The sequence below is a fragment of the Parazoarcus sp. PS-13 R2A genome (assembly GCF_057621855.1).
In genome coordinates this window covers 1-8965 of sequence record NZ_JBYEXN010000044.1, presented here as the reverse complement: position 1 = coordinate 8965, position 8965 = coordinate 1, and the positions used below count along the sequence as shown (strand labels likewise).

Here is an 8965-nt window from a genome sequence, read left to right as displayed (position 1 = left end):
GAGCTATCACTACAGGATCAAGCCATTGGCGCATTTCGAGGGCGCACAGGAATTTTCACAAGAAGAGCGTACCGTTGGAGAACACATCGCCAAAATGTATGCAAAAACCTATGGTGACCCCGCAGCAAAAACTGCTTAAAAATGGAGAATGCACAATGAAAGAACTCGTATGTCAACCTATGTTCAATATATTCTGCCGGGACATTGATCGGCAATTGGACTTCTACAAACACCTCCTAGGTTGGGACGAAATCAAGGAGGCTTCCTCGCCGATCTATCGGGTATTGACGGGCGCAGGCGTGCAGCTCGGCTTCAATGGCTGGATGGCTTACGATCTCTTGTCATTGGCGGACAGGATTAAGCCTGAGAAGACAGACTTCCCGATTAACACAATGATCACCTTTATGGTGGAGAAGCCTGAACTCGTAGACGGTGCGTTTCGTAAAATCACGGAATGGGGTGGGCGTGTCGTAAAGGCTCCGTTCGCCACATACTATGGCCATTGGCAGATCGTTTTTTGTGACCCTGAGAATAACGTAGTAAGAATAACGTCATCGGCATTGCCAGAAGGCATTCAACCCCCCGCCATTTCATTCGAATAAACCAACTGAAAGAACAGAGAGTTGGGTGCTGGGTGGAGAGAGAAATTCAGTCTCAACATCTTCAGCTCCAACTCGATGCTTCGGCAGTGGAATTCCTAGTTTCCCCTCAAAGTCCTTCACAAAAAATACTGGTCAAAGGGATTCTCCCAGTATTTATAAGAACATTCGATTGGGTGTTTGAGGCTAAGAAAATGGCAGGCTCCGCACCAAATTTCGTCGAAGCGTATTGCTCTCTAGTTACCCTTCAAAAATCGAGCTTGAGTCGAGGACGACCACGACGCGCGGCGTCATCTTCAACCCACACAAGGAATCACCATGTCGCTGATCCGGTTCATCATGATGGCAGCTATCCTCTCGGTCACGACTATGACGGCATCTGCCGCCGATCCGCTCAAAGTTGCTTTCGTCTACAGTGCTCCCATCGGTGATGGTGGCTGGAACTTTGCACACGAAAAGGCACGGCGGGAAGTTCAAGCCAAGTTTGGCAACAAGATCAAGACCATGTACGTTGAGGCAGTCGCTGATGGTGCCGACTCGGAGCGCGTCATGCGCGATCTGATTTCCCAGGGCGCCAACGTGCTCGTCGGAACCAGCTTTGGCTATATGGGCCCAATGCTGAATCTTTCCGGCGAACACAGCGCCGTCAAGTTCGAGCACGTCTCGGGCTACAAGACTTCACCGAACATGCGTGTGGTCAACAGTCGAATCTACGAGGGCTACTACCTCGCTGGTATTGTTGCCGGGAGTATGACGAAGTCGAACATTCTCGGGTTCGTTGGTGCAGTACCGATTCCTGAGGTGATCAGAAATATCAACAGTTTCACGTTGGGTGCTCAGTCGGTGAACCCAAAGATCACGACTAAAGTCGTGTGGATCAATGAGTGGTTCAATCCCCCCAAGGAAACTGACGCGGCGAATTCCTTGATCAACTCAGGTGCGGACGTCCTCATGCAAAACACGGCATCCGCAGCAGTGCCACAAGCTGCGGAGCAACGCGGCAAACGTGCGTTTGGGGTGTATTCCGATATGGCCGCCTATGCTCCAAAGGCAGTGCTGGGTTCGGCAATCATCAACTGGACTCCCTACTACACCCACGCGATCCAGCAGGTGTTGGATGGCTCATGGAAAACGGGTGCAAGCCTTTGGGGCGTCAAGCAGGACTCCATCGACCTTGTTGGGATTGCTCAGGATGTACCGGCGTCAACGAAGGCTCGGCTGATTGAAGTGAAGAGCGGCCTCAAGAGTGGCGCGTTCTCAGTCTGGAAAGGCCCGATTCTCGACCAAGCAGGAAAGGAAATGGTAGCTCGCGACAAGGATGCGGCAGATGCCTTTTTGGAAGCCATGAACATCTATGTCAAGGGCGTTGAAGGCAAGTCACCAGGTAAGTGAGTCGAGATCAGTAGCCTTTCATCGCAGGGATGCTTTCGGTGATCACAGCATGTTGCAGCGCGGTCAGGGAGCATCCTGGCTCCGATTATTTGACCACGCCGGAGCCTCCCACGATCGATCATCTCCCATGACCGAACCCCTTCAGGCTGCAACTACCATCCGCGCCAGAGCGGCGGCGGCGTAGAGCATGCGGGGCCGCACCTGCATGGACTAGGTTCGAGCGACGCGCGTTGCAACAGGCGAATAGACGTTCAGGCCTTAGGGGGTGGTCGTAACGCGGTCGTTAACCTTCTAGCGTACCTCGCCCATCACCGCGGCCCATCCATTTGCGGCTGGTTCCACATTCCGGAACCATCTCTCTATGCGACGCACCGTTCCACTTTTGGAACGATTGTGGGTGCATACTAGGTTCAATATGTGTTCCCACGAGCACTTGTAGCTGCATGAGCGGTACAGCCTAGGTCGCACCGGATGAATATCGAACTCAAACTTGTCGAAGCCTTCGCCTCCATCGTGAGAGCAGGTAGCCTCACCAAAGCAGAAGCTCAGACTGGCGTTGCGAAGGCTACTCTGAGCCGGTCACTTCAGCGCCTGGAAGACGAGCTGGGCGTACAACTCCTCATCCGATCTGCTCGAAAGATTGTGCCGACAGAAGCGGGGCTGGCGCTCTACTCGCATTGTGAGGCATTGCTTGCAGACTTGAGCGGGCGATGGGCGGCTGCGCGCCATGAAGTTCAAGAATTGGTACAGGGAGGGCAGGGTCGCCTGAAGGTGCTTTCCGACAATCAATTCACGACGACATTCGTATGCCACGTAGTCAAGCTGTTTCTGGAAGGGCATCCCAACATACTTTGCGAATTGGATGTAGCAGAAAGAGCGGATTCCCCCAAGCTTGATGAAGTGGATTGCTACGTCTGCGCCGCGGCACCGAATGTTCCCGATGTCATAGCAAAGCCAGTGGGGCAGCTTTCATTCGGACTGTATGCCAGCCCTCAATATGTGGCGAGTCATGGACTACCAGTGACGCCGAAGGAACTCACGGCGCATGATTCGATTGTGTTGAGGCAATCTGAATTTTCAGAGCGAGTCATGCTTCACTCCAGAGAAACGTCGCAGAAGTATATTTCGCGCATAGCGGTTCGAACCAACGACTATTGGCTAATGAAGACTTTCTGTTTGAATGGCTTGGGTATCGCCTTGTTACCCGACTTCTTTGTGCAGCCAGAGGTGAAAAGCGGAGGACTCGTGGCCATACTTCCCGACTGGAAGCCAGAGAAAAAGAAAATCTACTGCGTATACCAGCGAAACCGCTACGGCTCGAAGAAGTTACGTGCGTTCTTGAATTTGCTAACCGAGAGCATGTCGGAACTCGACCGTCTAAACAGCTACACTGCGTCCATACTGCCCCGCACCAGAAAAAGCTAGTCTCCAACGTGCAGGTCGGGCTGTTCTTTTGACAGGCTCAACGCCTTCAGATCCTCTCGTACCTTTTCCATTGCCCATTGAGCGGCGCGTGATAGTTGGCGCTGTGGTGCATTTCGAGGTTCATCTGCCATTCACTGCCACGCTCACCATTCATTTCCCTGGCGGAAAAGTCCAAACGATCATGAATGCGGCGTCACCCGTTTCGGCACGTAAGACGAAGCTTTTTGTGCCGATCATTCGCAATGTCAACAAGCATATTCCGGCCGAGGATATCAAGGCATTCAACTTGCGCGTCTTTGAGGAGGATCGTGCAATGGTCGAAGCTCAAAAGCCCGAACGCCTTCCACTGGATCTGACCCTGGAGGCACACATACCTGCGGATCGAAGCTCCATCGCATATCGGCGCGGGCTTAAACGGATGGGCCTTGGCGAGTTCTTTCTTGTTTGAGGCAAGCAGCTTCCACCCACTCTTTTCGAGGTCTTGCATGGCCAATGATGCTCCAACAATTCATGTAGTCGTCGAAGCCTTGAGCGCGCAAGGCCAATCTGGCCGTGCATTTAGTGCCGACCGAGACGGGTTCAAGGCTGCCGCCGTTCGAGGCCGGTGCCCACGTTGACCTGCATTTTCCTAATAACCTTGTCCGTCAGTATTCAATCGCAAGCAGCCCGCTGCAGCTTGACCACTATCTGCTGTGCATCCGCCGTGAGGCCTCCTCACGTGGCGGATCGGCCTATGTGCACGAGCAACTGCGGGTCGGGCAATCATTGACGATTAGCGCGCCGCGAAATTTGTTCGCGCTCCGGCCTCACGCCCCTGCCGTGCTGTTGGCCGGCGGCATCGGAATCACCCCGCTGTTGAGCATGGCCTTGGCGCTGGATGCCGAAGGCCAGTCCTTCGAACTTCACTACTATGTTCGCCATCGCCACGAAGTTGCTTTCAGTCGTCTCCTGAACCACGGTTTTCGCCATGGCACTGTCTACCTGCATTGCAGCGCTGAGGGTGACAGCTTACGGGCCGGCCTGCCTGTGTGCCTGCACACACCGGATCGGCAAACACACATCTATGTATGTGGCCCGCAGGGATTCATGGCCGAAGTACGGCAGCGAACCAGCGCCCAGGGCTGGAGTGCCGAGCAGATTCACCAGGAGGCGTTCGCGCCGATGGTCGCAGGCGGAGAAGCTACAGCCGGTGTCTTGATGCACGAAATGCCCTTCGAAGTTGAGATCGGCTCCTCCGGGCAGGTGTTCTGCATTCCAGTTGAACGCAGCATTGCTTCGGTGCTGCTGGATGCAGGCATTGACGTACCGCTCTCTTGCGAAATGGGCATTTGCGGCGCGTGTCTTACACCGGTGACTGCCGGGGAACCCGACCATCGAGACAGCGTGCAAAGCGACGCCGAGAAATCCGTAGCCCAACCCAAGATCGCGCTATGCTGCTCACGCAGTCACTCACCGCGACTCGTACTCGATCTTTAGAAGCTGGCAAACCCTCATTTACGCAGCGTTTCTTCCTCGTCCCCGATCTCATCATCTTGGTGGAGATCGGGCACGCTCTTATCGCGTGTTGAGCCAGGACGATAGGCTTTGCCCCCCGGTAAGCTCCTGGCCGCGTGAGCGTGGCAAGAATATCCATCAGAGCAGGACTGAGACCGCGTCATAGGGATCCAGTCCCTTGTCGCGAAGGACTTGGTGTGCGCTGGTCGGTTGACCGCTGCGTGCCGCTTTCGATGATCGAGCAGACAAAGGCTGCAAAGCCTGCCGATGGCCAGCAACAGCGAGGCCATGCAGTCGGGGGCGATCTGCATGGCGATTACGTTGCGGATGGATGCCGACGGCGGCTGCCTGCTACTTAGACGAAAGCGTAGGCCGTGACCTTGTTGCCCGCCGGATCGCGCAGATAGGCGGCATAAGCACCGGGCAGGTGGCCGCGCGGGCCGGGCTTGCCTTCGTCGGCACCGCCGGCGGCCAGGCCCGCGGCATGGAACGCATCGACCTCGGCCGGGCTGGCCGCTGCGAAGCCGATGGTTGCGCCATTGCTCGAAGGCGCCTCGCCATTGCCGGGGCGCGCGATGATGAACGCGGGCTTGTCACGACCATACAGAACCCAGCCGCTGCCGAACGGCCCGAGATTCTTGATGCCGAGCGCGCCCAGGGCGGCGTCGTAGAAAGCGGTGGATTGTGCGACGTTGGCAGCGCCGATGAACACGTGCGAGAAAACGTCGTTGCCGGAGATAACGGGATTAGCCATGAGAATCACCTTTCAGGTTTCAACTGAGAATCGGGGATGGCCGATGAGCCGGACGGTGCATCGTGCCGCCCCCCACTCCTTACAGGCAGCCACGGTCATGCCAACCGGGCCGCATGATGCGCGAAATGATTCGCCAGAAAGCTGGCGATGAAGTAATAGCTGTGGTCGTAACCCGGCCGCAGATTCAGCGTGAGCGGATGGCCCACGGCCTCGCAGGCCGATTGCAGCAATTCCGGCCGTAGCTGGCCCGCGAGGAACTCGTCGGCCTCGCCTTGATCCACAAGCAGCGGCAGACGCTCCTGCGCGGCCCCAATCAATTCCACGGCGTCCCACTCCTTCCATGCGGCCCGGCCTGCCCCCAGGTAGGTGCCCAGGGCTTTTTCGCCCCAAGGCACTTGCGAGGGCGCCACGATGGGCGAGAACGCCGAAACGCTGCGATACCGCCCAGGATGGCGCAGCGCCGTCACCAGTGCACCGTGGCCGCCCATCGAATGGCCGAAGATGCCACGCGCATCGCTGGCGGGGAACTCCTTTTCGACCAAGGCGGGCAACTCCTCGGCGATGTAATCCTGCATGCGGTAATGCGCGGCCCAGGGCTGCTCCGTGGCGTTGACGTAGAAGCCCGCACCCTGGCCCAGGTCGTAGGCGGCATCGTCCGCGACATCGGTGCCGCGCGGACTGGTGTCGGGCGAAACGACGATCAAGCCATGCCGCGCGGCATGCTCCTGCGCACCGGCCTTGGTGATGAAATTCTGCTCGGTGCAAGTCAGGCCCGAGAGCCAGTAGAGCACCGGGCGCGCCTCACCGCGCAGCGCGGCTTCGGGCAGATAGATGCCGAACTTCGCTTCGCCACCCAGCGTTGCCGAAGCGTGCTTCCACACTTCCTGCCGGCCGCCGAAGCTGGCGTGTTGTTCGATCCGTTCCATCGCCGTGCGCTCAGTAGCGAATCACCGTGCGGATCGACTTGCCCTCGTGCATCAGATCGAAAGCCTCGTTGATGCCGGTCAGCGGCATGGTGTGAGTAACGAAGGGCGCCAGCTGGATCTTGCCGGTCATCGCGTCTTCGACCATGCCGGGCAGCTGCGAGCGGCCCTTGACGCCGCCGAAGGCCGTGCCGAGCCACTTGCGGCCGGTCACCAACTGGAAGGGTCGCGTGGAGATTTCCTGGCCCGCGCCAGCCACGCCGATGATCACGCTCTGGCCCCAGCCGCGGTGCGCGCACTCCAGTGCGGCGCGCATCACGTTGACGTTGCCAATGCACTCGAAGCTGTGATCCACGCCCCAGCCGGTCATCTCCACAATCACCTGCTGGATGGGCTTGTCGTAATCCTTGGGGTTGACGCAGTCGGTCGCACCGAAAGTCCGCGCCAGGTCGAACTTGGACGGGTTGGTGTCAATGGCGATGATGCGGCCGGCCTTGGCGAGCCTGGCACCTTGGATCACGGCCAGGCCGATGCCGCCCAAGCCGAACACGGCCACGCTATCGCCCTCCTGCACCTTGGCAGTGTTCTTGACCGCCCCCAGGCCGGTGGTCACGCCGCAGCCCAGCAGGCAGACCTGCTCGGGGTTGGCGTCAGGGCTGATCTTGGCCAGCGAGACCTCGGCCACCACGGTGTATTCGCTGAAGGTGGAGCAGCCCATGTAGTGGTAGATGGGCTGGCCGTTGTAGGAGAAGCGCGTGGTGCCGTCGGGCATGACGCCCTTGCCCTGGGTGGCGCGCACCGAGACACAGAGGTTGGTCTTGCCGCTCTTGCAGAACAGGCATTCGCCGCATTCGGCGGTGTAGAGCGGGATCACGTGGTCGCCGGGCTTGACGCTGGTCACGCCTTCACCGACCTCGACCACGACGCCGGCGCCTTCATGGCCCAGCACAGCGGGAAACAGGCCCTCGGGGTCATCGCCGCTCAGGGTAAAGGCATCGGTGTGGCATACGCCGGTGTGGGTGATCTTCACCAGCACTTCGCCCCTCTGGGGCGGAGCGACGTCGATCTCGACGATTTGCAGGGGTTTGCCGGCTTCAAAGGCAACAGCAGCACGGGATTTCATGGCGCGGACTCTCTAGATATGCGCACGGTCGTTACCGTGCGTTGCGGATTTACATCGAATAGGTACGGACGAGATCCTTATCTCGCAACGCCTATGGCGATTCAGGCAGCCGTTGTCTGCTCGTCCGTACCGCGATGCGAATAGGTTTCGGAAAAACGCCAGAGCATGTAGTCGATGCACGTCGTGGTTTCGTACTTGAGCGGATTGCTCTCGTCAAAACAGCCAGGCAGGCAATCAATGACAGTGTTCGGGTTGGGCTCGGCGAAGAACGGAATGGAATAGCGATCCTTGCCCTCCGGGCTGACTACCCGATGAGGAGTGGATTTGTAGCGATCGTTGCTCCAACGGGCCATCATGTCGCCGATGTTGACGACGAATGTCCCAGGAATGAACGGCGCATCCAGCCACTCACCTTCCAGATTGCGCACTTGCAGACCGCCGACCGGATCCTGGTAGAGCAATGTGACGCACCCATAGTCGGTATGCTCGCCCGCACCTTTGCTTGCGTTGGCAGCGCCTTCTCGTGGCGGATAGTGAATCATGCGCAAGGCGCTGATGGGCTCGGCAAACCGCTTCGCAAAAAAATCCTCGTCCGTGCCAAGCGCAATCGCAATGGCTTTCAAGAGCGTGAGGCCCAGATCGTGCATATCCTGATAGTGCTGCTCCCATAATTCCTGCCAGCCCGGTAGGTCGGGATGGCGGTTGGGGCCACGCAACGGCTTACCGGCCACAACGTCCGGATGATCAGCCGGCAGGTGGAAACTCATGTCAAAGGTTTCCTTGTGATCGCCCGGCTGGCTCGGATCCAACTGCTCGGCAGCAATAGCGCCGTACCCTGTATGGCTGACGCTCTTGGTGATATCGATCTTGAGCTTCTCCTCCAAGGGCAGCTTGAAGAAACTCTGGCCGGCGGCCAACAATTCCTCGATGCGCGATTCAGCGATGGGGTGGCCCTTGATGTAGAAAAATCCCCAAGTGCAGCACGCTTCGTCGATCTGATCTGCAACCCTTTTCCAGGCTGCCCGGTCATTCTGATAGAGCGGGCTGATATCAATGATTGGCAATGTTTCCATGATGAAGTCTCACTGTTTTAGGCGATATTGCGAAAAGTGTCCGTAGCTGGCCGGGGGCCCAATATCACGCGTATGTTTTTTCCATCATGGCGGCCATGTGCTCGCCCACGGTACGAGAGGCTGCGGGCAAGGATTCGTCACCAGGCAACCCGTCTGGAGGTGTGATGCGGTAGAAAAAATTG

General features: G+C 57.8%; 9 protein-coding genes. 5 read left to right on the top strand and 4 right to left on the bottom strand.

Annotated features, from left to right (window positions below; genetic code table 11):
- Positions 1-155 precede the first annotated feature (155 nt).
- From AC22G6_RS21595 to AC22G6_RS21575, 5 genes are all read left to right on the top strand, one after another.
- Complete coding sequence (locus AC22G6_RS21595) at positions 156-602, top strand: VOC family protein (RefSeq protein WP_034046921.1); 447 nt, start codon at positions 156-158, stop codon at positions 600-602.
- A 315-nt stretch (positions 603-917) separates the two neighbouring features.
- Positions 918-1991 (top strand): BMP family ABC transporter substrate-binding protein, encoded by a 1074-nt coding sequence (locus AC22G6_RS21590; protein ID WP_052167507.1) that lies wholly within the window; start codon positions 918-920, stop codon positions 1989-1991.
- A 471-nt stretch (positions 1992-2462) separates the two neighbouring features.
- Entirely contained in the window at positions 2463-3416 is a 954-nt protein-coding gene (locus AC22G6_RS21585; RefSeq protein ID WP_034046924.1) for a LysR family transcriptional regulator, read from the top strand.
- A 28-nt stretch (positions 3417-3444) separates the two neighbouring features.
- The gene (locus tag AC22G6_RS21580) at positions 3445-3864 is read left to right on the top strand and encodes a hypothetical protein (RefSeq protein ID WP_414143822.1); all 420 of its coding nucleotides are present in this window, start codon (positions 3445-3447) and stop codon (positions 3862-3864) included.
- Between the two features lie 113 nt (positions 3865-3977).
- Positions 3978-4892, top strand: a complete 915-nt coding sequence (locus AC22G6_RS21575; RefSeq protein WP_239670328.1) for a PDR/VanB family oxidoreductase — start codon at positions 3978-3980, stop codon at positions 4890-4892.
- Positions 4893-5265: 373 nt separating this feature from the next.
- Here the strand turns inward: AC22G6_RS21575 and AC22G6_RS21570 are convergent, their stop codons facing one another.
- The 4 genes from AC22G6_RS21570 to AC22G6_RS21555 form a co-directional block, all read right to left on the bottom strand.
- A complete protein-coding gene (locus tag AC22G6_RS21570) occupies positions 5266-5664 on the bottom strand; it encodes a VOC family protein (RefSeq protein ID WP_034046930.1) in 399 nt (132 codons plus the stop codon).
- Between the two features lie 95 nt (positions 5665-5759).
- On the bottom strand, positions 5760-6590 hold the full coding sequence (gene fghA / locus AC22G6_RS21565) for an S-formylglutathione hydrolase (protein ID WP_034046933.1): 831 nt from the start codon (positions 6588-6590) through the stop codon (positions 5760-5762).
- A gap of 10 nt (positions 6591-6600) precedes the next feature.
- Entirely contained in the window at positions 6601-7710 is a 1110-nt protein-coding gene (locus tag AC22G6_RS21560) for an S-(hydroxymethyl)glutathione dehydrogenase/class III alcohol dehydrogenase (protein WP_034046935.1), read from the bottom strand.
- Positions 7711-7811: 101 nt separating this feature from the next.
- Positions 7812-8783 (bottom strand): 2-oxoglutarate and iron-dependent oxygenase domain-containing protein, encoded by a 972-nt coding sequence (locus AC22G6_RS21555; RefSeq protein WP_034046937.1) that lies wholly within the window; start codon positions 8781-8783, stop codon positions 7812-7814.
- Between the last annotated feature and the right edge of the window lie 182 nt (positions 8784-8965).